Consider the following 22,720-nt stretch of genomic DNA (forward strand, 5'->3'; position numbering starts at 1 on the left):
ACATCCGGGCAATCGATCACCCGCGGGAGCGAGTTCAACCCACGAACTGCGTCAGCCCACCGACTGCGGTTCGGCGCGCTCGGCACTCACCTCGTCCGACGATCCGCCGCGCATCAGCCGGCCGATGCCGAGCGCGAACCCGGCGGTCAGCACCGTCCAGATGATCACCTGATTGGCCACCACGTACACGCGGAAATCGCCGACCACGTCGCCCGGGAACCCGGGGAACACGATCTGGCCACCGTCATCGGTGAGCGGCGTGGGTACCTCGTGGAACTCCGGCAACAGCGCGATGGTGATGGTCACCGCGATCAGGTAGCCGACGGCGGCGATGATCGCCGACACCAGCCCACCGAGTCGAGGACGCAGCCACAGCGCGGCCACCACCGCGGCGATCGCGAACGCCACCGACAGCAGCGTGATCGTCAGGAACGCACCCGACCGCGCCCCGATGGTGTCGTCATTGCCCACTGCGGGCGGGTTGGCCGGGTAGGCGAAGAACGGCACGCCGAACACCGCGACGAACCCGATCGCGCCCAGCGCGCCGACGGCCCACCGCGGATCGGTCGCCGGATAACGCCGGCCCACATATGCCCACAACACGGTGAACGCCACCGCGAACAGTGCACCCATGGCCACCGCGAACACGACGGTGCCCACCCCGGCACCGATGTTCTGCTGCACCGACCGGGTGAACACCTCGGCCCCGTGCTCATGTGCGCCGTGGCCGTGCGCGGCCTCGAGAGCCTCCTCCGCCTCCGACCGGCCGTCCTCGTAGTCGATGGCCTTGGCCACCACCGGCTCGATGAACACCCGCGCGAACACGTACGACACGATTCCGGCGATCAGGCCCGCAAGCAGGCCGATGCCGATGAACTTCTTCTCCATGTGCTGTTGTCTCCCGGTCCCGGCGTCTCCTGGTTCTGTCACTGCTCAGTGGCAGGGGAATCCGAGGAAGTGGCGGGCGTCGTGCACGAACTCGTGCACGTGGGTGTCGGAACCGAAGACCGACACCGCGCCCTGGTCGTAGCCCAGGAAGTAGTAGGCCAGCGCGGCCAGCAGAACGGTCACCGACAGCACCACCGCGGTACTCGCGACCGACAGGTCGGGAACCGCGAGCGATCGTGCCGGCCGGGCGGCCGGTGCGTGCGAAGAAGTCATCTCAAGTGGTCCTTTCGGGGATTGCGCGTCCCCAATCGTCACGTGCGAGCGCGTGGCTCAGGTCCGCCGACCGCCCGTCCTGACTCGCCCGCGGGCTCACAGTGGCGCGACCGTTCCGGACTTTCACCGGATTCCAGGCAATCAGCGCAGATCAGACTCTATACCAGCCCGGGCGCTGTCGGGGCCGTCGGGGATGGCTGTCGGGGCCGTCGGGGATGATGGATTGCGTGGCCACTTCCGCGCCGGTTCTGCAGCGCTTCACCGCCCCCACGCGGCGGTGGTTCAGCGGTGCGTTCCCGGCGCCCACTGCGGCACAGTCCGGCGCGTGGAAGGCCGTCGCCGACGGTGAACACACGCTGGTGATCGCACCCACCGGGTCGGGCAAGACGCTGTCGGCGTTTCTGTGGGCACTCGACACCCTCGCGGCCCGTCCCGACCGCGCGCGTGGCACCCGCGTCGTCTACATCTCGCCACTCAAGGCACTCGCGGTGGACGTGGAGCGCAATCTGCGTGCCCCGCTGGCCGGGATCACCCGGGCCGCGCAGGAGCTCGGGGAGCCCGAACCGTCCATCACCGTGGGATTGCGCTCCGGCGACACTCCGGCCGCGCAGCGGCGCATCCTGGCCAAGACCCCGCCGGACATCCTGATCACCACCCCCGAATCGCTATACCTGATGCTCACCTCGTCGGTCCGCACGACGCTGGCCGCCGTCGAGACCGTCATCATCGACGAGGTACACGCGGTCGCGGGCACCAAACGCGGCACACATCTCGCGTTGTCGCTCGAACGTCTCGACGAACTGCTCGACAAGCCCGCACAACGGATCGGGCTGTCGGCGACGGTTCGGCCACCCGAACTGGTCGCCGACTTCCTCTCCGGCGCGGCTCCGTGCACCATCGTGCGTCCCCGCGCCACCAAGACCTTCGACCTGCGCGTCGACGTGCCGGTGGAGGACATGGCGAACATTCCGCCGCCGCCGTCGGCGCCCGACACCGAGGAACTCGACGACGCGTTCTCCCCCACCGCGGGTTCGTTGTGGCCGTACGTCGAGGCGTCGATCGTCGACCTCATCGAGGCCAACCGCACCACCATCGTGTTCGCCAACTCACGACGACTCGCCGAACGACTCACTGCGCGGCTCAACGAGATCCACGAGTCGAGGGCGGGCGCCGAACGCGAGGTGCCCCGCAACGAACGTGTCGGCGGCGGGGCGCCGGCGCTGGTCATGGCCTCCGGATCGACAACGGGCGCCGACACACTGCTGGCCCGCGCACATCACGGCTCGGTGAGCAAGGAACAGCGCGCCGAGATCGAGGACGACCTCAAGAGCGGGCGACTGCGGTGCGTGGTGGCCACCAGCTCACTCGAACTCGGGATCGACATGGGTGCAGTGGATCTGGTGATCCAGGTGGAGGCCCCGCCGTCGGTGGCCAGCGGATTGCAGCGCATCGGTCGCGCCGGCCATCAGGTCGGCGAGATCAGTCAGGGCGTGCTGTTCCCCAAACACCGCACCGATCTGATCCACTGCACCGTGGCAGTGCAACGCATGCGCGACGAGGCGATCGAAGAGCTTCGGATTCCGCGCAATCCGCTCGATGTGCTGGCCCAGCAGACGATCGCGGCGGCCGCGGTGGACGACCTCGATGTGGACGCCTGGTTCGACGTGGTGCGTCGCGCCACCCCCTACCGCGAACTCGGACGGTCGGTGTACGAGGCGACACTCGACCTCATCTCCGGACGATTTCCGTCCGACGAGTTCGCCGAACTGCGCCCCCGGGTCACCTGGGATCGCGACACCAACACACTCACCGGGCGCCGCGGCGCACAGCGACTGGCCGTCACCTCCGGCGGGACCATCCCCGATCGCGGACTGTTCGGTGTGTTCATGGTGGGGTCGCCGGGAGCGGAGCGAGCGGGACAGGTCGGCGCCGGGAAACAGTCCCGTGTCGGGGAACTCGACGAGGAGATGGTCTACGAATCACGCGTCGGCGACGTGTTCGCCCTCGGTGCAACCAGTTGGAGGATCGAGGACATCACCCACGACCGGGTGCTGGTGTCGCCGGCGTTCGGGCAGCCCGGCAGGTTGCCGTTCTGGATCGGCGACACGGTGGGTAGGCCCGCCGAACTGGGCGCCGCGATCGGCAAATTCGTCGGGGCGATCGCCGACGAATCCGAACTCGACCGACACACCGCCGACCTCGGGCTCAGCGGCTACGCCCGGGACAATCTCGCCGCACTGATCGCCGAACAACGCCAGGCCACCGGTCACCTGCCCACCGACCGAACCCTGGTGGTGGAACGGTTCCGTGACGAACTCGGCGACTGGCGCCTGATTCTGCACTCCCCCTACGGTTTACGTGTCCATGCGCCGTGGGCGTCGGCGATCTCGGCGCGCCTGCAGGCCACGCTCGGGCTCGACGGGGCCGTCACCGCGTCGGACGACGGGATCATCGTCCGCCTCCCCGACACCGACGACGAACCACCGGGTTCGGCGGTGTTCACCGTCGACCCCGACGAGATCGAGCAACTCGTGACCGACGCACTCGCCGAATCGTCGATGTTCGCCTCGCGCTTCCGGGAGTGCGCCGCACGCGCACTGCTGCTGCCGCGACGCGATCCGGGCAGACGCGCCCCGCTGTGGCAGCAACGTCAGCGCAGCGCCCAATTGCTCTCGGTGGCATCGCAATTCCCCGATTTCCCGATCGTGCTCGAGGCGGTCCGCGAATGCCTGCAGGACGTCTACGACCTGCCCGCGCTGACCGACCTACTCGTCCGCATCGGTAGCAGGCGCATCCGGATGGTGGAGGTCGAGACCGCGGCGCCATCACCGTTCGCCGCGTCGCTGCTGTTCGGTTACGTGGGTGCGTTCATGTACAACGACGACGCTCCGGTGGCCGAACGCCGTGCTGCCGCACTCTCTCTGGACACCGCGTTGCTGGCGCAACTGCTCGGCCGCGTCGATCTGCGCGAACTCCTCGATCCCGCGGTGATCGCCCAGGTGGTGGCCCGTCTGCAACGACTCGACGAGCACCGCAAGGCCCGCGACGCCGACGACATCGTCGATCTGCTGCGCTGGCTGGGGCCGCTGACCACCGACGAGGTGGCGCTGCGCTACCGCGGCGAGCACACGCCCGCACTGGATCTGCTCACCCGACTTCATCGCAGTGGCGCGATCATCTCCGTCAGTGTGCGCGGCGTGCCGTTGTGGGCGGCCGTCGAGGACACGGCACGGCTGCGCGATGCACTGGGAGTGCCCGCCCCACTAGGGGTTCCGGCCGCATTCGTGGCTCCGGTGCCCGATCCGGTGGGCGATCTGGTGCACCGGTACGCCCGTACCCACGGCCCCTTCACCGTCGATGAGGCCGCCGAGAGTCTCGGTATGGGTCCGGCCGTGGTGCGCGATACCCTGGTACGGCTGGCCGCCGACCGCAAGGTGGTGGAGGGCGACTTCCTGCCCGCCGACGCCGACTCCGACTCCGCGCCCGCCCCGGCCACCGCCGGCGAGCCGGCCCGTCAGACCACCGCCGGCGAGCCGGCATGGCAGACCACCGCCGGGCCGGCATGGCAGACTCAATGGTGCCACAGCGACGTCCTCGGTCAGATTCGGCGCGGTTCGCTGGCGGCGAGCCGCGCGGAGATCGAGCCCGTCGACATCGCCACGTTCACGCGGTTCCTCGTCTCGTGGCAGCACGTGGCCGAACCGGAACGGCTCACCGGCACCGACGGGGTGGCTGTGGTACTCGATCAGCTTGCCGGGCACCGGATTCCGGCGTCGGCATGGGAATCGCTGGTGCTGCCGACCCGCGTGAGGGATTACCGGCCCGCCATGCTCGACGAACTGCTCAGCTCCGGGGAGATCGTCTGGGCCGGACACGGCCGCATCGGCTCGTCGGACGGGTGGATCAGCTTCTACCCGGCCGACCTGGCTCCGCTGTTCGCACCGGCCCCCGTCGACATCGACACCACCGACGTGCACCACCGACTGCTTGACGCGTTGGGCACCGGCGGCGGTCTGCGGTTCCCCCAACTCACCGGGTTCGCCGCGGGGTCCGACGATGCGGCATCGGCCGACGAGGTGGAGAACGCGCTGTGGGATCTGGTGTGGTCCGGGCACATCAGCAACGACTCGTTCGGCCCGATTCGCGCACTGCTCGCGCCGCGCCGCAGCGCGAACGCACGGTCGGCACCGGCACACCGGTCGCGCGCACGGCCGCCGCGCCTGCGCAGCCGCCTCACCACCCGTCACCTCCTCGCCCAGAACGCCGGGGCCGGGACCGTCCGCGCCACGGCGAGCGGACGCTGGTTCGCGCCTGCGCGTGCCGAACTGGACCCGACCACGGTCACCCAGGCGCTGTGCGAACAACTACTCACCCGCTACGGGGTGGTGACCCGCGGCAGCGTCACCGGCGAGGACGTCAATGGCGGATTCGCGCGAATCTACAAGGCGTTCACTGTGTTCGAGGACAACGGACAGGTCCGACGCGGCTATTTCGTCGACCGGCTGGGCGGCGCCCAGTTCGCCGGGCCCGCCACCGTCGACGAGTTGCGCCGCCACGCCCACGCCGACGCCGGACCCGCCGACAGACGACACGAGCAGGGTGTGGTGCTGGCCGCCACCGACCCTGCCAACCCGTACGGTGCGGCACTGGCGTGGCCCCCCACCCGCCCCGAGGCCGGGGGGCACCGGCCCGGTCGCAAACCCGGCGCCCTGGTGGTTCTCGTGGACGGCGATCTCGTCGCGTTCGTCGAACGCGGCGGCAAGACGGTTCTGAGCTTCACCGACGATGACGGTAGCCTCTCCGCGATGGCATCCGCACTCGCCTCCACCGTGGCGTCGGGCCGGGTGTCACGACTGATGGTCGATCAGATCGACGGTGTGAACGCCTTGCGGTCACCCCTCGCCCCCGTCTTCGTCGACGCCGGTTTCGCCACCACACCGCGCGGCCTGCGACTGCGGTACGGAAACCATGCCTGAGGGCGACACCGTCTACCAGGCCGCCGATCGACTGCGCCGTGCATTGGTGGGACACCCTCTGGAGCGCAGTGACTTTCGTATCCCGTCCTTGGCCACCACCGACCTGACCGGCGCCACCGTGACCGCCGTCCGCTCGCGCGGCAAACACCTGCTGATCGACGTCGAACGGCCCGACAGCACCAGCGTCAGCATTCACAGCCACCTGAAGATGGAGGGCGCCTGGCACGTGCACCGGGCCGGCACCCGATGGCGCCGACCGGGATTCCAGGCGCGAATCGTTTTGCGCGCCAACGGTTACGAGGCGGTCGGGTTCGACCTGGGCATTCTCGAACTGGTCTCGGCAACCGCCGCGGATTTGGACTGGCTCGGGCCCGACCTCCTCGCCGACGATTTCGACGCCGAGGCAGCCGTCGCGAACCTGGCGGCCCATCCCGACACCCCGATCGGCCTGGCCCTGCTCGATCAGCGATTGCTGGCCGGCGTGGGCAACGTCTACCGGTGCGAGGCGTGCTTTCTCACCGGACTGCGTCCGGACCGTCCGGTGCGCGAGGTCGACAACCTGCCCGCACTGGTGGATCTGTGCCGACGGATGCTGTGGGAGAACCGGAATCGGCTCGCGCGCACCACCACCGGCCGCACCGGTCACGGTGCGCGAACCTGGGTGTACGGGCGCATCGGGGCACCATGTCGACGGTGCGGCACACCCATCCGTCGCGACGAGATGGGCCGACACACACCGTCGGGTGTCAGCGAGGAGCGCGTGATCTATTACTGCCCGTCGTGCCAGCGGTGACATCGGTCACCTCGGCGTCGTTCGGGCACCGATCCTGCGGTCAGACGGGATAGCGCTCGGGTTCGGGACCGAAATCGAAACGTCGCGCACTCACCTCGGTGGGCGTGATCTCGACGTAGTTGTACTTGAGCGTGGGCACCCACGGTTTGAGGGGTTGCTTGTCCGCGTCGGCGATCTCTGCTCCTGTGGAGAGCACCCGCGCGGTGCCCTTCACGACCACACTCCACCCGCCGGTGTCTGTGTAGCTGTCGGTTTCGAAGGCCACGTGATCATTGACGGTGAGCTCGGAGAGCTTGGTGCCCTCCGCCGTCCGGAAGAGAATCCGGCCCTGGCCCGCGTAGAAGTTGATCGGGAAGATGTCGGGCTGACCGCCCGCGCTCACCGCGATCCTGCCCATCTCGGCAGTGGCAAGCAGTTCCCAGGCTTCATCGACGGCGAGTGCGTGAATCGGAGTGTCCACCATGACCTGTCCTTCTCCCATAGCTCATTGTCCCGATATCGACGTTACCGGGCGTAGAGCACAATGGCCCGATGAAGTCTGGGCCCGATGAAACCCTTCACTCCGGCACGGGCACCGGCTCGAGGATGTCGACCCGCGACTCCGGGGCCGCCGCCCGTAACGCATCGGCGGACGCATCGTCGGGTTGCTGCTGCGACGCCACCTCGGCGGCCACACGCGCGTTGTAGGTCTCGATCTCGAACTCGACGGTCTCGTCGCTCCAGCCCAGCACCGGCGCCAACAATTCGGCCACCTCTCGTGCACAGTCGACGCCGCGGTGACCGTACTCGATGGAGATCCGGGTGCGCCGCGCCAGCACATCCTCGAGATGCAGGGCGGCCTCGTCGATGGCGGCGTACACCACCTCCACCCTCAGGTACTGCGGCGCCGCTGCCAGCGGCCGCAGCAGTGAGGGGTCGGCGGCGGCATAGAAGAGCACGTCGTCGATGAGCGAGCCGTAGCGATTGAGCAGCCGTCGGATGCGATAGGGGTGCAGCCCGTAGCGCTCACCGAGCTGATCGCACTGATTGACCAGCGCGAAGTATCCGTCGGCCCCGATCAGCGGCACCCGGGCGGTGATCGAGGGAGCCACCCGGCTGGGAATGAAGTCGGTGCACGCCTCCACCGCGTCGGCCGCCATCACCCGGTAGGTGGTGTACTTGCCACCGGCGATGGCGATCAGGCCCGGCGCCACCGTCGCCACCGCGTGTTCACGCGAGAGCGTCGACGTCGACTCCTCCTCACCGGCCAGCAGCGGTCGCAGGCCCGCGTAGACCCCTTCGATGTCCTCGTGGCGCAGCGGGGTGACCAGCACCTCGTTGACGCGTTCGAGGATGTAGTCGATGTCGGCGCGCGTGGCGGCCGGGTGGGCGAGGTCGAGATTCCAGTCGGTGTCGGTGGTCCCGATGATCCAGTGCGTCTCCCACGGGATCACGAACAGCACCGAACTCGGCGTGCGGAGGATGATCGCGGTCTCGCTGACGATCCGGTCGCGCGAGACCACGATGTGCACGCCCTTGGAGGCCCGCACGCGGAAGTGCCCGCGCAACTTCGACAGTGCCTGCACCTCGTCGGTCCACACGCCCGCCGCGTTGATCACGCAATGCGCCCGGATCTCCGCGGTCTCGCCGTTCTCGGTGTCGCGCACGCGCACACCCATGATGCGGTCGGCCTCCCGCAGAAATCCCACCACCTGCGTCGACGTGCGGATCACGGCGCCGTAGTTGGCGGCCGTGCGCGCGACGGTCAGACTGTGGCGCGCGTCGTCGACGACGGTGTCGTAGTAGCGGATACCACCGATCAGGGAATCGCGTTTGAGCGCAGGCGCCACCCGAAGCGCCCCGGAACGGGTCACATGTCGTTGTCCCGGAACAGATTTCGCGCCGCCCATGGTGTCGTAGAGGAACAACCCGGCGGCCATGTAGGGACGCTCCCACACCCGGTGTTTGAGCGGATACAGGAACGGCAACGGCTTCACCAGGTGTGGTGCCAGCAGACTGAGCGAGAGTTCCCGCTCGTGCAATGCCTCACGCACCAGGCCGAATTCGAGTTGTTCGAGGTAACGCAGCCCGCCGTGGAACATCTTCGACGAGCGACTCGATGTGCCCGACGCGATGTCACGGGCCTCCACGAGGGCCACGCGCAGGCCGCGGGTCGCGGCATCGAGCGCCGCACCGACACCCACCACGCCTCCGCCGATCACGACGATGTCGAATTGCTCCGTACCCATCCGCCGCCAGGCCTCGGCACGGTACAGCGGCCCCAAGTCCGCAGGCCGGTCCGGATTGAACTCGGTCTCCATGCCCACCGACACTAATGGAGATGCGGCGCCCCCACCGGGAACTCATCGAGACGCGCCGCCGCCCGGTGGCACCCTTGGGCGCACTGCGGGCCGCTCACGGCACGAAGTCGGCGATGATCCCCACCAAACCCGCGGTGCCGCCCATCGCGCTCGCCGCCTCGTAGACGGCCTCACCGAACCGGGTGCGTGCATCGATCCCCGGCGTGCACACCATCGCCACGCAGGCCAGTCCGCGGGCTTTCCGGAACAGCACACGCTGGCTCTCGACGTCGGCGACGCGGTGGGCCAACACCGCGTCGAGTTCGCACCGGGTGAGCGCGGCGTCGACGCGGGCACGGGTCTCGGCGGGCACCGTACCGTGCGAGCGCCACTGATCGGCCGCCTCGCGCACCGCCTGCAGTCCGCCGAGGCCGGCGAGGTCGATGACGGTGGCCATGATGAGTCCGAGGCACTCGTCGATCGCTGCCCGGGGCACCCGCTCCACCAGGCCGCCGACACCTCCCGGCAGGCGATCGATGCGGCGGACCGACGGCATGGTCATGACGGGACCGAACCGAACTCCTTGCCCGACGCGGTGCCCGTGTCGGGGGTCGCGGCACCCTCGGCACCCTTGTCGGCGGCGACCGCCGGAACGGCAGTCCCGGCATCGGCGTTCGTACCGGTGGCCGGGCTCGACTGCGGCACCCAGTCGCCGATGACCGGCGGACCGACCAGCGGCAAACCGCCAACCAGCTCCTCGCCGTTCTCGCGGGTGTTGAGATACCTTGCCGGACGGTGCTTCTCGTCTCCTTTGGGGCGCACAGCCCCTCCGGGAGCGCCGGGCGTGGACGCCGCCGGCAGCGCACCGCGGGCCGGCCCACCGATGGGAGCCGTGGTGGTGGGCGCGTTCGCGGAGCCCGGCAGCACCGGTCCCCACGGTGCCGCCGGGGGCAGTGTTTCCGGACCTGTCGCGGCGGGACCACCGACGTCGGAGGGGCCACCGGCCGACGGCCCCCCATCGGAGCTCCCCGGCCCACCGGGCCGGGGAGCTCCCTGCGCGCGCGGCGAGCGGGGTCCACCAACCGGCACCACCGGATCGGCCTGCCCGTCGCGCGAGAGTCGGCCGGGATCGGATGCCGGCCGGCGAGACGGCGACGTCGGACCGCCGGGACCCGATGGCGCGTCGACCCCGGCCGGCGTGGTCGGCCGGGCGCCGGCAGGCGTCACGGCCGGGGCGGCGGCCGGCGGCGACGACCCGGGACCCGCCGGATCGGGTCCGTCGGCGTCGGCCAGATTGCCCGCCTGCGAACGCGTGTTGGTGGCATCACCCCCACCGCTTCCGCCGGTACCGCCGAAGGTGCTGATCGTGGACATCGTCCCCCCCGGCGCCGGCTGCGGCAGCGTCGACTGCACATCGACCATCGGGTTGCTGTAGGTGCCGAGCATGATCGATCTCACCTGCGCACGGACGTCGGCGGAGTCCTCGGGGTGCGACACGAGGTGAGTACTCAACCGCTCCAGGTCCGGCGTCTGACCGTGCGTCGCGGTGAGAATCCCCACCGCGGTCTGCATGGCGGTCGCCGCCACCTGCGCCGCGTCCGCCGAGTCGGTGATGTGCTTCGAGAGTTGTTGTCCCGCAGTAAGACTGCCGGTCGCGGCGAGTCCGTAGAGCTCGTCTTCGGTGCCGAACGCGTAACGCATCCTGGCGGCCACATCGCGCGCGATACCCAGGGCGATGAGCACTGCGGCGGCGTCGCCCGACGCCGAGGTCTCCTTCATCGTCGAGATCTTGTGCAGCACCTCGACGATGCTCATCGACTCCCAGTTGGTGACGTCCCCGCCACCCTGATCGTCCCCCTTCGAGCGAACTCGCGCCTCCCGCGACGGACCCGAGTCGCCGTCGCGCCCCGACGATGGTGACGTCACCGGCCCTCCCCTGGTCCACGGCCCGAAATCATGTCGAGATTACCCCGCGCGTCCCCCTCCGGCAGGTCCGTACCGCGGCCCTGTGGACTAGTCCAGGTCGTCGTGGCGCACGAGTTGCCGGGCCGCTTCGGTGATCGAGCCCGACAGCGACGGATAGACCGACAGCGTCTGCGCGAGATCCCCGACGGTCAGCTTGTTCTGCACCGCGAGGGCGATCGGCAGGATCAGCTCCGAGGCGGTCGGCGCCACCACCACACCGCCGATCACCACACCGGTCGCCGGGCGGCAGAAGATCTTGACGAAGCCGCGGCGCAGCCCACTCATCTTGGCCCGCGGATTGGTCGCCAGCGGCAGCATCACCGTGCGCGCCGGATACTCCCCGGCGTCGATTGCCTTCTGCGAAACCCCGACGGTGGCGATCTCGGGTCGCGTGAAGATGGCCGAGGCCACCGTCTTGAGTTTGATGGGGCTGACCCCTTCGCCCAGGGAGTGGTACATGGCGATCCGTCCCTGCATGGCGGCGACCGACGCGAGGGGGAACAGACCGGTGCAGTCGCCGGCGGCGTAGATACCCGGTACCGAGGTGCGCGACACCCGATCGACGGTGATGTATCCGCCCCGGTCGGTGGCCACACCGGCCTCGTCGAGGCCGATGCCGGCGGTGTTGGGAATCGAACCGACCGTCATCAGCACGTGGCTGCCGGTGACGGTGCGGCCGTCGGCGAGGTGTGTGGTGACGGTGTCGCCGTGGCGTTCCACCTTGTCGGCGCGTGCGTGTTTGACCAGCTCCACGCCGCGTTCGGCCAGCGCGTCCTCGAGTACCAGGGCCGCATCCTCGTCCTCACCGGGCAACACCCGGTCGCGACTGGAGACCAGGGTCACCTTCACGCCCAGCTCTGTGTAGGCGTGCACGAACTCGGCTCCGGTGACACCCGATCCCACCACCACCAGATGCTCGGGCAGTTCCTCGAGGTCGTAGAGCTGCCGCCACGTCAAGATGCGTTCACCGTCGGGTTGCGCGTCGGGCAGTACCCGCGGTGATGCGCCCGTCGCGATCAGAACCACGTCACCCTCGAAGTGTTGCGTCGATCCGTCGGCGAGCGTCGCGGTCACCCCGTGGGTGGCCACCCCGACGTCGGTGCGCTCCAACGTCGCCGTCCCGGACACCAGGGTGACGCCCTCGCTGATCAGTCGCGACCGGATGTCGGCGGACTGCGCGAACGCGAGATCACGCACCCGCTGATGGATCTGCGGCAGCGTGACCATCGCGTCGTCGGTCCTGATGTTGATGCCGAGATCGATCGCGCGACGCACCTCGGTGCGGATGCCGGTGGAGGCGATGAAGGTCTTGGAGGGAACGCAATCCCAGAGCACGCAGGCCCCACCGATGCCGTCGGAATCGATCACGGTGACGTCCGCGCCGTAGGCCGCGGCAACCAGGGCCGCCTCATAACCCGCAGGCCCACCACCGATGATCACGATCCTGGTCACTGGGCACACTCCTGTCATCGACGTGCGGGGCTGGGTTGTCGACCGCCGGGCGGCCGGACCGCACTCCAACTTAGTCGTCCGGCGACGGACGCTCAGTGCCGACTGGGTGTCAGGACACGACAACCAGGGTGCGGCCGGTCGTCGCCCGCGCAACACCGGTGCGGATGCGTCCGCCTTTCGCCGTCGCCCGTGAGCATCTAGAGTTTTCCGACGTGCCGATATATGCCGCCTACGGGTCGAACATGCATCCCGATCAGATGGCCGAACGGGCGCCGCACTCCCCGATGGCGGGGACGGGTTGGCTGCACGGGTGGCGACTGACCTTCGGCGGCGCCGACATCGGCTGGGAGGGTTCACTGGCGACGGTCACCGAAGACCGCGACGATCCCACCGCGAAGGTGTTCGTGGTTCTCTACGACGTGCCGACCGAGGACGAGGAGAATCTCGACCGGTGGGAGGGATCCGAGCTCGACATCCATCGCAAGATCCGCGCCCGCGTGGACACCGCGGACGGCGCGGTGCTGGCGTGGCTCTACGTTCTCGACGCGTTCGAGGGCGGCCTGCCGTCGGCACGCTATCTCGGCGTGATGGCCGATGCCGCCGAGATCGCCGGCGCCCCAGCAGAATACGTGCAAGACATCCGCTTGCGGGAAGCCCGCAACGTCGGGCCGGGCCCGATCGAGCCCTGATTGACCGGATCGAGCCCTGATTGACCGGATCGGGCCCTGACCAACCGATCGGGCCTGACTACCCGTGCGCGCCGAGCACCACGCCGGCGAGCGTACGCACCCCGATGAGGAGGGCACGTTCGTCGAGGTCGAAGTTGGGTTGATGCAGGTCGACCTGCGGGCGCCGACCGTCCCACACGCCGAGCCGGGCCATCGCACCCGGCACCTGCTCGAGATACCAGGAGAAATCCTCGCCGCCCGGTGACTGCGGGGTGTCCACGACCGCTGCCGGGTCGATGGCGGCCACCGACCGGGCGAGCATCGCAATGGCCAGTTCGTCGTTGACCACCGGCGGCACACCACGGAAGTAGGCGAGGTCGTAGGACACGCCGAGCGGTGCGACGAGCTGGCCGATCACGTTGCGTACCAGCGGTTCCAGTTCGGCCCACGTGGCGTGATCACCGGTGCGTACCGTGCCGCGCAGCCTGCCCTCCTGCGGGATGGCGTTGGCCGCGTTGCCCGCGTGCGCGGCACCCCACACCATCACCGTGCCCGACCGCGGGTCCACCCGGCGCGACAGCACGCCGGGCAGCCCGGTGATGACCGTGCCCATCGCGTACACCAGGTCGGCGGTCAGGTGCGGCCGCGACGTGTGACCACCCGGCGAGTGCAGGGTGAGGTCGATGTGATCGGCGGCCGAGGTCAGCGGTCCGGCACGCAACCCCACCGTGCCCACCGGCAGCCGCGGATCGCAGTGCAGGGCGAAGATGCGGCTGACACCCTCCAGGACGCCGGCCGCCACCGCGTCCAGCGCGCCGCCGGGCATCACCTCCTCGGCGGGCTGGAAGATCAGCCGCACACCCACCGGCAGCGCATCGACCGATGCCAGCAGTGCGGCCACGCCCAGCAGGATCGCGGTGTGTGCGTCGTGGCCGCACGCGTGCGACACGCCGTCGACACCTGAGGCGAACGACAGCCCGGTGTGCTCGGTGACCGGCAACGCGTCCATGTCGGCGCGCAGCGCGATCCGCAATCCGTCGGCGGGACCGAGGTCGCACACCACGCCGGTGCCCATCGGAAGTCGCCGCGGCGACAGGCCGAGGTCGGCGAGCGCACTCATCACCAGTTCGGTGGTCACCACCTCCTGACGCGACAGCTCCGGGTGCGCGTGGATGGAGCGCCGCCAGCCGATGACGTCGCCGCCGTGCGTGGACGTCCACCGGTCGATGACCGACGCCCAGTCCTCGGTCACAGCAGCGATGGCGGTGTCGTCACCGCCAGGTCTTCGAGCAGGTGCAAACGCAGCCCGCGCTTGATCACCGACAGGTTGTCGCCGGCCGTCGCGGATCGCTCGGCGGCGACGGCACTGGCCCGCCCGATCAGGTCGGCGGCCTCGACGGCCTCGTCGACAATGCCCGCGACCACGGCGTCCTGGGCGCCGTAGCGGCGGCTGGTGAGCATCGCCTCGGTGGCGGAACGGTCGGGCACCCGGGTGCGTACCAGCGACGCCATACCGCGCGTGAACGGCATGTTCAGCGCCGCCTCGGGCAGCGACCAGAACCCGCGGCCGGTACGCATCACCCGGTGGTCGGCGCACAGGGCCAGCATCGCGCCGGCGCCGAACGCGTGGCCGTTGACCGCCGCCACGGTGGCCACCGGCAGCGTCAGCACCTTGGCGTAGAGCTCATGCACCGAGTCGAGGTAGGCGGGCAGCTCCGCGGGGTGGGCGAAGACGTGATCGGTGTCGAGTCCGTTGCTGAAGAACTTTCCGGTGGCCGTGATCACCAGCGCCTTGGCCGGACCCGCGGCGACCTCGTCGAGGAGTTTGCCCACCGTGGTCAACCACTCCACGCCGAACCTGTTCTCCGGATTGGCCTCGTCGAGTTCCACACCCGGCGATCCGAGGTAGAGTTCGGCGATCTCGGCCCCACCGTGCGGCGTGTCACTCAGAAATGGCATGGCACAGACCCTATCGCCTGCCCGCTCGGTCCACGCGCGATGCCCTTAGGCTTGTGCCCATGGATCCCACCGTCGACGCCGACGCGGCCGCCGTCGCCGCTGCGGCGACCATCGCCGCCGAGACCGACGCGGCAGCACACGATGTGGCCGTCATCCTCGGCTCCGGGTGGGCGCCAGCCGCAGACGCCTTCGGCACACCGGTCGCCTCCATCCCGATGTCCCAGATCCCCGGCTTCACCGCCCCCAGGGCCGCCGGGCACGGCGGCACCGTGCTGTCGGTGCAGATCGGCGGACGGCGAGTGCTGATCCTGCTCGGACGCATCCACGCCTATGAGGGTCACCACCTTTCGCGGGTGGTCCACCCCGTCCGCACCGCCGCCGCCGCGGGCGTGCACACCGTGGTCCTCACCAACGCGGCCGGGGGTCTGCGCGACGACATGTCGGTGGGCCAGCCCGTGCTGATCTCCGATCACCTGAATCTCACCGCGCGTTCGCCCCTGACCGGCGCGCAGTTCGTGGATCTCGTCGACGCGTATGCCCCGCGGCTGCGCGAGATCGCACGCGCCGTCGATCCCACGCTGGCCGAGGGCGTCTACGCCGGACTGCCGGGACCGCACTACGAGACGCCCGCCGAGATCCGCATGCTGCGGACCCTCGGCGCCGACCTCGTCGGCATGTCCACGGTGCACGAGACGATCGCGGCGCGGGCGGCGGGTATGAACGTGCTCGGCGTGTCGCTGGTCACCAATCTTGCCGCCGGCATCACCGGCGAACCGCTCAGTCACGCCGAGGTGCTCGAGGTGGGCCGCGAATCGGCACGCCGGATGGGTGACCTGCTGGCCCGCATCGTCGGCGAACTGTAGATCCGGGCCGCCACCGTCATGCCCGAGAACACCAAGACGACCGAGAACACCAACACGACCGAGATCACCGCGGCCGATCCGCGGGTGGCGGCGTGGATCGCCGCCGACCCCGACCCCGCGACACGCGCCGAACTCGCCGCCTGCGACGCGGACGACCTCGCCGACCGGTTCGCCGGGACGTTGCGGTTCGGCACCGCCGGGCTGCGCGGTCCGGTGCGCGCCGGACCCAACGGCATGAACGTGGCGGTGGTGACCCGCGCCACCGCGGGCCTGGCCGCGTGGCTCACCGGGCACGGCTGCGCGGGCGGCACCGTGGTGGTGGGCCGCGACGCCCGGCACGGATCGCAGGCCTTCGCCCGCAGCGCCGCCGAGGTCCTCGCCGCGGCCGGTTTCGACGTCGTCGCCCTTCCCGAGCCGCTGCCGACGCCGCTGCTGGCCTTCGCCTGCCGCGACCTGCGCGCGGTGGCGGGCGTACAGGTCACCGCGTCGCACAACCCGCCCGCCGACAACGGCTACAAGGTGTACCTGGACGGCGGCGCGCAACTCGTTCCCCCTGCCGACCTCGAAATCGAGGCGTTGATCGCCGACGCCGGACCCGCCGCAGCCATCCCGCGACGTCCCGTGGTCCCCGACGCGCGGGCCCACGCGGTCGCCGACCGCTACCTCCATCGCCTCGCGGTGCGGTTCCCCCGCGTATCCGACAGCCCGCTGCGCATCGCGCTCACCGCCATGCACGGGGTCGGCGGACCGCTCGCGGTCCGCGCGCTCGCCGACGCCGGATTCGCCGATGTGCACGTGGTTCCCGAGCAGTTCGAGCCCGACCCCGACTTCCCCACCGTGGCGTTCCCGAATCCGGAGGAACCCGGGGCCGCCGACCGTGTGCTCGCGCTCGCCGAGGAGGTCGACGCCCATCTGGCGATCGCTCTGGATCCCGATGCCGACCGCTGCGCGGTGGGAATCCGCGTCGACGGTCGATGGGGCATGCTCAGCGGTGACGACACCGGGGCCCTGCTGGGTTCGTTCCTGCTCGCGACCACCGGGCTCGGCGAACCGGTGGTCGCGAGCACGCTGGTGTCGGGCACCCTGCTGGCCGACATCGCGCGGCACCACGGTGCCCGGCACGTCACCACCCTCACCGGATTCAAGTGGCTGGTACGGGCGGGCGAGCCACTGCTCTACGCCTACGAGGAGGCCATCGGCCACTGCGTGGACCCCGACGCGGTCCGCGACAAGGACGGCATCAGCGCGGCCGTCGCGATCGCGATGCTCGCGCATCGATGCGCCGTCGCCGGGCACACCCTGGCCGACGAACTCGACACGCTGTTCGCCGCACACGGTGTGCACGTCACCCGCCAGCGGTCCCTGCGCGTGCGCGACCCGGGTGAGATCGACGCGGTGATGACCCGGCTGCGCCGGCATCCGCCGGCCACCCTCGGCGGCATTCCGGTGATCGCCGAGGATTACGCCGAACGCGACGACGGGCTACGGACCGACGCGGTGGCGCTGCACGGGACCGCGCCCGACGGCGTGGGCGTGCGCGTCATGGCGCGGCCGTCGGGCACCGAACCGAAGCTCAAGTACTACATCGAAATGACAGCGGCGCCCGAAGTCGCGCCATCGGCAACGCAATCCGGCACGGCAGCGACATACCCAGCGGCGACATACCCAGCGGCGACAGACACAGCGGCGACAGACACAGCCGCGACAGACCCAGCGTCGACACACGACCTGTCGCGGGTGCACCGCACGCGCGATCGACTGCACGACCTCGCGCACCGCGTCGCCGACGAGCTGCCCACCGAAGGAGAACGCCCATGAGCTACCCGCCGGGACCCCCCAACCCCTATCAGGGCGGGGGCTACCCGTCGTCGGGCGGTGGCTATCCGGGCGACCGGCCGCCCGGCAACGATCGTTCGCCGTGGTCGTCACCGGCGGTGATCGTGGCGATCGCGGCCGGTGTGCTGATCGTGGTGGGCGGCGTGCTCGCCGCGGTGCTGCTGCTCCCGGGAGACTCCGACACCACCGCGCAACCGTCGGCGACGTCGTCGGCCACCACCCCGAGCCCGTCGACGGTCACCAACACTGTCACCACGGCACCCGGCGGCGGCGCGGGACCCGCCACACCGCCCACCACACCACCCACCACACCGCGGGCCACCCCAAGCGTCGCCGGGGCCGATTGGCAGGGTTTCACCGACGGACCGCGATGCAACGCGGCCGACGACCCCGCGGTGGTGATCGGTCAGACCGCTCGCTCGCGGGTGGTGATCTGCCAGGTGGGTGATCAGGTGGGCCGCATGTACTACAAGGGGCTCGCCGACGGCAACGCCATCGAGGTGCAGTATCCGACCCGCGTCGGCAACACCTACGAGGTACTCAACAACGACGTCAAATACATCATCGCGCCCGGGCAACTGACCATCGTGCAGAACGGTGAGACGGTGGCCACCGAACCGATGCTCGCCTACTGGACGTCGGGTCCCTGAGCGATGCAACGACTACTGAACCTGTCCGGGGTCGATGTTGTCCGCAGCGGCCGCATGCTGTTGCACGACATCGATCTCAGCGTGTCGGCGGGCGAACATTGGGCGCTGCTGGGCCCCAACGGCGCTGGCAAGTCGACGTTGATGGCGATCGCGGGCGCACGGTCGCACCCCACCCGCGGCACCGTGGACGTGCTGGGTCGGCGTCTGGGCCGGGTGGACATGCGCGAACTCCGCACCCACATCGGGCACGTCGACCCACGCTGGCGCATCGACATCCCGCTCAGCGCCCACGACGTGGTGCTGACCGGTCTGACGAACACCCCCGAACTCGACCGGCGACGCACCTACAGCGACACCGAGCACCGCGCGGCCGACGATCTGCTGGAACTGCTGGGCATGACCGCACGCCGCGACTCGTTGTGGCCGGTGATGAGTCAGGGTGAACGCGGCCGCACGCTGATCGCGCGCGCACTGATGCCCCGCCCGGCCCTGCTGCTGCTCGACGAACCGGCGACCGGCCTCGATCTGGCCGCCCGCGAGAAGTTGTTGTCGGCGATCGACCGGCTGCGCACCGAGGTCGCCGACCTGGCCAGCGTGCTGGTGACCCACCACCTCGAAGACCTGCCCGCCAGCACGACGCACGCCATGCTGCTGCGCGACGGTGAGATCGTCGCCCAGGGCCCGGTGGCCGACGCCCTCACCTCCGAGACGATCAGCACCTGCTTCGACCATCCCGTGGCGGTCCGGCGCCACCACGGCCGCTGGTCGGCGACCGCCGCCTGAGGACCGGACGACACCGATGTGGGCGCGGCGACTCGCATTCGGATTCTCGGTGGTCGCGATCGGCGTCCTGGCCGGACTGATCGGGCTGGCGACGACGTTCGCGCTCCACGCGCTGCAGCACCTCACCTTCGGTTACCAGACGGGCAGCCTGCTGCTCGGGGTGTCCGACGCCCCATGGCAGCGACGACTGTTCGGCCCCGTCATCGGCGGAGTTCTCGCGGGCGCATGCTGGTGGCTGCTGCGCAGGCGCCGGCACGTGCTGCGTCTCGAGGACGAGGTCCGCGAGGGAGATCGCCTCGACGTCCCCGGACAGACCGCTGACGCGCTCATCCAGATCCTGGCGGTGGGCACCGGCGCCTCACTCGGCCGCGAAGGCGCACCACGCCAGCTCGCGGCGGTGGCCGCCACGCGCGTCACCAGCTTGTTCGCGATGACGCCGGACGCGCGTCGCCTGCTGTGGGCGGCGGCCGCGGGGGCCGGCCTCGCCGCGGTCTACAACGTGCCGATCGCCGGTGCCTTGTTCACCGTCGAGGTGCTGTTGCGATCGTGGCGCCCGGCCGCGGTGCTCACCGCACTGGCGGTGTCGGCCATCGCCGTGGGCACCACGTGGCCGATCACGCACGGCGCACCGACCTTCGCCTGGCCGGTGACCCACACCGGTTGGGGAACGATCATCTTTGCCTGCGCGGTCATTCCGGTGGCGGTTCTCCTCGGTCGCGGGTTCCTGGCGCTCACCTCCGGGACGAATCCCCTGGGTCATCGCTCGCCGTGGATCATCGTGGCGATCGGCGCGGCGGGCCTGCTCACCGGGGTGGCGGCCCTCTACCTTCCGGAATTGCCCGGCAACGGCAAAAGCATCGTGGCCACCACCTTCTCGCCGACGGTCACCCTGGCGGCGGTGGCCGCGGCGGTGGTGCTCAAGCCCGTCCTGACCGCCGCGTACCTGCGGGCCGGTGCGACCGGCGGCCTACTCACCCCGGCATTCGCCACCGGGGCCGCTCTCGGAGCTTTCGTCGCGCTGCTGATACGCCACCTCGGTGGTCACGCCAGCGTGCCCGGCTTCGCACTGATCGCCGCATGCGCGGTCCTCGCAGTGACCCAGCGGACGGCATTCTTCGCCACCGCCTTCGCCGCCGAACTCGTGCACCCCCCATTGCCGATGGTGCCGATACTGCTCGTGGCCGCCCTCGGCTCGTACTGGCTCGACCGCGGGATTCGCGCCCGCACCGTCAGCGCGGACCGAACTGACGGTCCCCCGCATCGCCGAGTCCGGGCACGATGTAGGCGACGTCATTGAGTCCGTCGTCCACCGCGCCCACCACCAGTCGCACCGGATGGCCCGATTTCTCCAGAGCGGCAACACCTTCCGGTGCGGCGACGACACACACCGCAGTGATGTCGGTGGCGTTGCGGGCCACCAGCAGCTCGATGGTGTGCAGCATCGAACCGCCGGTCGCGAGCATCGGATCCAGCACGAAGACGGGGATGTCGGTGAGGTCGGCGGGCAGCGACTCCAGGTAGGGCACCGGCTTCGCGGTCTCCTCGTCGCGGGCGATCCCCACGAACCCGACGCGGGCCTCCGGGACCATCGCGTGCGCCTGCTCCACCATGCCCAGACCCGCGCGCAGCACCGGCACCAGCAGCGGCGGGCACGCCAGCTTCGACCCCACGCACCGCTGCAGTGGTGTCTCGATCTCGAGCTTCGACTCCGGGGCACCGACGAGAGCCTCGTAGACGAGCATCTGCGTCAGATCCGACAGTGCGGCACGGAAACCCGCGTTATCCGTCGTCTTGTCGCGCATCGTGGTCAGGCGTGCCGCGGCAAGCGGATGATCGACGATCTGTACGTGCATGCGGACAACACTAGGGTGCGGGCACTCGGTGTGCCCGGCTGTCGGCGTCACAGCGGCGCCGACGTGGACGGAACCACGCACGCACTCATCGCGTCAGACCTTCCATGACAGTTCCCGCCGGCCCCGCACCCGCCCAACCCGGGCCCACCGACCCCGCGCCCACCGATCCCACGCTCACCGCCACGACGGAATTCATGGACGGATTCGCCACCGCGCACCGCGCCGCAGCGGCCCGCGTCGGCGCGCACGCCGCGAGCACCCGGGTCGGTCTGGAGTCGCTGACCCCCACCTTCGGCATGATCGGTGCCGAATTCCTGTCCGCACTGGGTATGGCGCTCGAGGGCCGCAGCCGATGGCTGGAACAGGTGGCCGCGGCGCATCGGGCGGTGGCCGAGGCAACCCGCGCCGCCGACACCGCCTACGCCACCACCGACCGTTCCGCCGAGATGGGGTTGCGGCTGTGATGATCCCGATCGACATCCTCATCGAGCCGCTGCGCCTGCTTCTCACGGCATTGGGCACCGGCATCCTGCCCGCCGGTAACCCCGCCGACCGGATGCGCACCGCGACAACAGACCTCGACGACGTCCGCGCCCGCACCGCCCGCGCCACCGACACCATGCTGGCCGGATGGCGCGGTGCCGGTTCCGATGGCGCGGTGACGGCCGCGGAGACCACACGGCGGACCGGTCGCCTGGCCGACGACGATGCCGCGGAGATCGGGCGGCTCGTGGTCACCGCGTGCGCCCGCGTGCGCAGCGCCGCCGAGCAACTCGACGGCCTCGTCGACTCCTTCGAGCGCTACGCCCGCACGCTCGGCGATGCACTGTTCACCCCGGCGGGCCTCGCGGCCATCGTTCCCGTGGCCGCCGACCACGTGCAGCGCGGCCTGGCCGTGGTGGCCCGCGCCCGGGCCGATCTCGCCGACGACACCCGCGCGATGACCGAACTCGCGCGTCATCAGGCGCCGGCCGAGGCTTCCGGCCCCTCGACCCCCACCCCGGCGGCCGGCACCGACCTCGCGGGCGGTCCCGGCGTGGCCATCACGCTCCCGGACGGCTCGGTGGTGCACGCCCCCAACGAGCGCGCGGCCACGGCCGTGCGGGCAGCGCTGAGCCAGCGCGGGGTGCCCTACGTATGGGGCGGAACCAGCCCCGCCGGCTTCGACTGCAGCGGGTTGACGCAATGGGCCTACCGTCAGGCGGGCCTGGACATCCCACGGCTCGCCCAAGACCAGGACACCGCGGGCACCGCGGTCTCCCAGGCCGATCTGCAGCCCGGCGATCTGGCCGTCTGGTCGGGTCACGTGGCCATGTACATCGGCAACGGACAGATGGTCGAAGCCGGCGACCCGGTGCAGGTGTCGCCGGTGCGAACCACCAATCTGGACCAGACATTCGAGGGCTTCTACCGGCCTCGGTGAGCAGCCCACCCACACCGTCGGCACGCGTTCGCGCTGTGGCACAAATCGTTCACTCGAAG

General features: G+C 70.2%; 20 protein-coding genes and 1 riboswitch. Of the genes, 10 read left to right on the forward strand and 10 right to left on the reverse strand.

Annotation, left to right across the window (positions count from 1 at the left end):
- Nucleotides 1-51 precede the first annotated feature (51 nt).
- The gene (locus tag ACWDTD_RS05520; RefSeq protein ID WP_449746069.1) at nt 52-888 is read right to left on the reverse strand and encodes a CbtA family protein; all 837 of its coding nucleotides are present in this window, start codon (nt 886-888) and stop codon (nt 52-54) included.
- A 45-nt stretch (nt 889-933) separates the two neighbouring features.
- Nucleotides 934-1,161, reverse strand: coding sequence for a CbtB domain-containing protein (locus tag ACWDTD_RS05525; RefSeq protein WP_449746070.1), 228 nt, complete (start codon nt 1,159-1,161; stop codon nt 934-936).
- Nucleotides 1,162-1,237: 76 nt separating this feature from the next.
- Nucleotides 1,238-1,296: riboswitch (cobalamin riboswitch) on the reverse strand.
- A gap of 83 nt (nt 1,297-1,379) precedes the next feature.
- Between ACWDTD_RS05525 and ACWDTD_RS05530 the strand changes: the two genes are divergently transcribed.
- Nucleotides 1,380-6,137: an ATP-dependent helicase gene (locus ACWDTD_RS05530; protein WP_449746233.1), complete on the forward strand. Its 4,758-nt coding sequence runs from the start codon at nt 1,380-1,382 to the stop codon at nt 6,135-6,137.
- Entirely contained in the window at nt 6,130-6,930 is an 801-nt protein-coding gene (locus ACWDTD_RS05535) for a DNA-formamidopyrimidine glycosylase family protein (protein ID WP_449746071.1), read from the forward strand. Before ACWDTD_RS05530 ends, ACWDTD_RS05535 begins: the two co-directional genes overlap by 8 nt.
- A gap of 40 nt (nt 6,931-6,970) precedes the next feature.
- Here the strand turns inward: ACWDTD_RS05535 and ACWDTD_RS05540 are convergent, their stop codons facing one another.
- From ACWDTD_RS05540 to ACWDTD_RS05560, 5 genes are all read right to left on the reverse strand, one after another.
- Nucleotides 6,971-7,393, reverse strand: coding sequence for a pyridoxamine 5'-phosphate oxidase family protein (locus ACWDTD_RS05540; protein WP_449746072.1), 423 nt, complete (start codon nt 7,391-7,393; stop codon nt 6,971-6,973).
- A 94-nt stretch (nt 7,394-7,487) separates the two neighbouring features.
- Nucleotides 7,488-9,230 carry a glycerol-3-phosphate dehydrogenase/oxidase gene (locus ACWDTD_RS05545; protein WP_449746073.1) on the reverse strand — a complete coding sequence of 581 codons (1,743 nt, stop codon included), beginning with the start codon at nt 9,228-9,230 and terminating at the stop codon, nt 7,488-7,490.
- Between the two features lie 94 nt (nt 9,231-9,324).
- Nucleotides 9,325-9,771: a hypothetical protein gene (locus ACWDTD_RS05550; RefSeq protein ID WP_449746074.1), complete on the reverse strand. Its 447-nt coding sequence runs from the start codon at nt 9,769-9,771 to the stop codon at nt 9,325-9,327.
- Nucleotides 9,768-11,135: a hypothetical protein gene (locus ACWDTD_RS05555; RefSeq protein WP_449746075.1), complete on the reverse strand. Its 1,368-nt coding sequence runs from the start codon at nt 11,133-11,135 to the stop codon at nt 9,768-9,770. Before ACWDTD_RS05555 ends, ACWDTD_RS05550 begins: the two co-directional genes overlap by 4 nt.
- Before the next feature lie 87 nt (nt 11,136-11,222).
- Nucleotides 11,223-12,644 (reverse strand): NAD(P)H-quinone dehydrogenase, encoded by a 1,422-nt coding sequence (locus ACWDTD_RS05560; protein ID WP_449746076.1) that lies wholly within the window; start codon nt 12,642-12,644, stop codon nt 11,223-11,225.
- 194 nt (nt 12,645-12,838) lie between these two features.
- On the opposite strand from ACWDTD_RS05560, the gene ACWDTD_RS05565 reads away from it, so the two are divergent.
- Nucleotides 12,839-13,315 (forward strand): gamma-glutamylcyclotransferase, encoded by a 477-nt coding sequence (locus tag ACWDTD_RS05565; RefSeq protein ID WP_449746077.1) that lies wholly within the window; start codon nt 12,839-12,841, stop codon nt 13,313-13,315.
- A gap of 58 nt (nt 13,316-13,373) precedes the next feature.
- Here ACWDTD_RS05565 and ACWDTD_RS05570 read toward each other — a convergent pair whose 3' ends face one another.
- Together ACWDTD_RS05570 and ACWDTD_RS05575 are read right to left on the reverse strand one after the other, a co-directional pair.
- Complete coding sequence (locus ACWDTD_RS05570) at nt 13,374-14,546, reverse strand: amidohydrolase (RefSeq protein WP_449746078.1); 1,173 nt, start codon at nt 14,544-14,546, stop codon at nt 13,374-13,376.
- Entirely contained in the window at nt 14,543-15,253 is a 711-nt protein-coding gene (locus tag ACWDTD_RS05575; RefSeq protein ID WP_449746079.1) for an enoyl-CoA hydratase/isomerase family protein, read from the reverse strand. The genes ACWDTD_RS05570 and ACWDTD_RS05575 overlap by 4 nt, the downstream gene beginning before the upstream one ends.
- 59 nt (nt 15,254-15,312) lie before the next feature.
- On the opposite strand from ACWDTD_RS05575, the gene ACWDTD_RS05580 reads away from it, so the two are divergent.
- Genes ACWDTD_RS05580 through ACWDTD_RS05600 form a run of 5 tightly spaced genes read left to right on the forward strand, consistent with a single transcriptional unit; the run spans nt 15,313 to nt 20,682 of the window.
- On the forward strand, nt 15,313-16,116 hold the full coding sequence (locus tag ACWDTD_RS05580) for a purine-nucleoside phosphorylase (RefSeq protein WP_449746080.1): 804 nt from the start codon (nt 15,313-15,315) through the stop codon (nt 16,114-16,116).
- An 18-nt stretch (nt 16,117-16,134) separates the two neighbouring features.
- Nucleotides 16,135-17,934, forward strand: a complete 1,800-nt coding sequence (locus tag ACWDTD_RS05585) for a phospho-sugar mutase (protein WP_449746081.1) — start codon at nt 16,135-16,137, stop codon at nt 17,932-17,934.
- Nucleotides 17,931-18,602, forward strand: a complete 672-nt coding sequence (locus ACWDTD_RS05590) for a hypothetical protein (protein ID WP_449746082.1) — start codon at nt 17,931-17,933, stop codon at nt 18,600-18,602. Before ACWDTD_RS05585 ends, ACWDTD_RS05590 begins: the two co-directional genes overlap by 4 nt.
- 3 nt (nt 18,603-18,605) lie before the next feature.
- Complete coding sequence (locus ACWDTD_RS05595; protein ID WP_449746083.1) at nt 18,606-19,385, forward strand: ABC transporter ATP-binding protein; 780 nt, start codon at nt 18,606-18,608, stop codon at nt 19,383-19,385.
- Nucleotides 19,386-19,401: 16 nt separating this feature from the next.
- On the forward strand, nt 19,402-20,682 hold the full coding sequence (locus tag ACWDTD_RS05600; protein WP_449746084.1) for a chloride channel protein: 1,281 nt from the start codon (nt 19,402-19,404) through the stop codon (nt 20,680-20,682).
- On the opposite strand, the gene upp is transcribed toward ACWDTD_RS05600, so the two are convergent.
- Complete coding sequence (upp, locus tag ACWDTD_RS05605) at nt 20,615-21,238, reverse strand: uracil phosphoribosyltransferase (protein ID WP_449746085.1); 624 nt, start codon at nt 21,236-21,238, stop codon at nt 20,615-20,617. The two genes, ACWDTD_RS05600 and upp, sit on opposite strands and share 68 nt — an antisense overlap.
- Before the next feature lie 104 nt (nt 21,239-21,342).
- Here upp and ACWDTD_RS05610 point away from each other — a divergent pair, with 104 nt between their 5' ends.
- Both ACWDTD_RS05610 and ACWDTD_RS05615 read left to right on the forward strand, forming a co-directional pair.
- Nucleotides 21,343-21,702 (forward strand): type VII secretion target, encoded by a 360-nt coding sequence (locus tag ACWDTD_RS05610; RefSeq protein ID WP_449746086.1) that lies wholly within the window; start codon nt 21,343-21,345, stop codon nt 21,700-21,702.
- A complete protein-coding gene (locus tag ACWDTD_RS05615; RefSeq protein WP_449746234.1) occupies nt 21,702-22,661 on the forward strand; it encodes a C40 family peptidase in 960 nt (319 codons plus the stop codon). The genes ACWDTD_RS05610 and ACWDTD_RS05615 overlap by 1 nt, the downstream gene beginning before the upstream one ends.
- Nucleotides 22,662-22,720 lie beyond the last annotated feature (59 nt).

The organism is Gordonia sp. NPDC003425 (assembly GCF_053588635.1).